The sequence below is a fragment of the Faecalibacterium sp. DFI.5.82 genome (assembly GCF_029076575.1).
GTDB lineage: Bacteria > Bacillota > Clostridia > Oscillospirales > Ruminococcaceae > Faecalibacterium > Faecalibacterium duncaniae.
The window spans coordinates 1-291 of sequence record NZ_JARFIS010001063.1 but is presented as its reverse complement, the minus strand read 5'-3'; the positions used below and the strand labels follow the sequence as shown (position 1 = coordinate 291).

Genomic DNA, 291 nt, shown 5'->3' with positions numbered 1-291 from the left:
ACCTTAACACCCTTGACGTTGACGACAACGCCGCCCTTGTTGAACTCGGTGACATCGACCTCGACGACCTCGCCGGATTCAGCAGCCTTGGCGATCTCTTCCATGCCCTTGCGAGATGCGAGCTTCTTGCGGGAGAGCTGGATAACGCCGGCCTGGTCCATAACCTTCTCGACGATGAGGTCCAGCTCATCGCCAAACGTCACCAGGTCTTCGTCCTTGGCGGTGGAATCATCGGTCAGCTCGGTCAGATTGACAAAGACGGTCTGCTTGGCTCCGATATCCACCTGGATC

General features: G+C 57.4%; 1 protein-coding gene. It reads right to left on the bottom strand.

Annotation, left to right across the window (positions count from 1 at the left end):
• A partial coding sequence (locus P0G09_RS20150; RefSeq protein ID WP_275253566.1) for a S1 RNA-binding domain-containing protein occupies positions 1 to 291 on the bottom strand: 291 nt, incomplete at both ends.